This is a genomic window from Nonomuraea antimicrobica, assembly GCF_039536965.1.
GTDB classification, from domain to species: domain Bacteria; phylum Actinomycetota; class Actinomycetes; order Streptosporangiales; family Streptosporangiaceae; genus Nonomuraea; species Nonomuraea antimicrobica.
Genome location: NZ_BAAAZP010000252.1, coordinates 1 through 1,298 on the forward strand (window position 1 = coordinate 1; position 1,298 = coordinate 1,298).

At 69.9% G+C, this 1,298-nt stretch carries 3 protein-coding genes; all 3 read right to left on the reverse strand.

Annotated features, from left to right (window positions below; genetic code table 11):
• The coding region (locus ABD844_RS52175) for a hypothetical protein (RefSeq protein WP_344897538.1) at nucleotides 1–468 on the reverse strand (468 nt) is incomplete at its 3' end.
• Nucleotides 456–884: a hypothetical protein gene (locus ABD844_RS52180; protein ID WP_344897541.1), complete on the reverse strand. Its 429-nt coding sequence runs from the start codon at nucleotides 882–884 to the stop codon at nucleotides 456–458. The genes ABD844_RS52175 and ABD844_RS52180, both read right to left, overlap by 13 nt.
• A partial coding sequence (locus tag ABD844_RS52185; RefSeq protein ID WP_344897544.1) for a hypothetical protein occupies nucleotides 881–1,298 on the reverse strand: 418 nt, incomplete at its 5' end. The genes ABD844_RS52180 and ABD844_RS52185, both read right to left, overlap by 4 nt.

Sequence of the window (1,298 nt, forward strand, 5' to 3'; positions counted from 1 at the left end):
TTTGGCGTTGCTCGGGCCGAGGATGTAGGGCGGGCCGAGTCTGGCGGCGCGTGCGATCGCGGTCTCTCCGTCCACAGCCCACTCCCGGACCCGCCACCGGTCGCGCTGCTGCTCTACGAGCGCGTATTCGCCGTAACGGCGGTCGGATTCGGTGCCGCCCGACATGATCGGTCCCATCGGCCTGTAGCGGCGGGTGCCGTCCGGCAGGATCACGTAGTGCGCGGCGTGCGGCTGGCAGCGGTTACATCCAGTCGGAGCGCCGCGATCGAGGACGCACAGCTCCCGGAAGGTGCCGACCTGCTCGTAACCGCGCCCGAGCTCCACCAGATCGGGGCATCCAGGCACGTGCAGCAGCTTTCGGCCCTGCTCGTTGGACGTGACGCGCCAGGTGTGCGAGCCATCCGGGTCCTGGTAGTGGGCGCTGTTCAGCAGGGTCAGCGTGAACTTGATCGGCTTCAGCGGGCGCATATCGCCTCCTGCAGACGGGTGGCGAACGTGGTGTACGGGTCGGCGTGGCCGCCCAGGGCACAGGCGACGCGCAGCCGCACCTTCCCAGGCTGGCCCGGGTCGCTTCCCGCCTCGACGTAGATGTTGATGACGGTGCCGACGCGCTCGCCGACCGCAGCCCGATCGCCGATGCGGAAGGCGCTCATCGCGGCTCGGTCGCCCCGCACGTAACGCGCGATGTCGCGCCGGTCGAGGTGCTGGAAACCCTCCATTCCCGGCTTGCGGATCTGCGCGAACGCTGGGGCGCTGCCGTCGAACGCCACCTGGACGATCCACTCGTCGCGATCCAGGGTCAGCATCCGGCCGCCCGTATGCGGCTCGGCGGTGATGGTCCACTCATCCCGCTGGCCGCGGGCCGCTAACGTGTGCGGGTTCATCGGTCTCCTTCCGGTTGGATGATCGTCATGTGCTTGGATCGGGCGTGCCGTCCCACCGGGTCCTCCGGGTGAACCGCCAACTCGACCAGGCAGCCGGGGCCACGCATCGCGCTGCGCTCGATGTAGTGCGCGGCCCTCAGCGCCTCGTTGTCCGGGTGTGGGTCGCCGAGCTCGACGAACTGCCACACGATGGTCTGGCCGGTCGTCTCGTACCGGATGTGCACCTCGGCGCCGATCCCCAGGTCGCACCAGCGGATGTCGTCGTCCGGCATGACATCGTCGTCGCGGTAGAGCCGGGGGTCTCGGGGCGCGTAGAAGTCGTTCCACACCGCTTCGACCTCGGCCGCGGCCAGCTCCAACAGGCGCGGCAGCGCGGACTCCTTCGCGGCGCGGGCGGCCTGGTCCTCGGCGCGT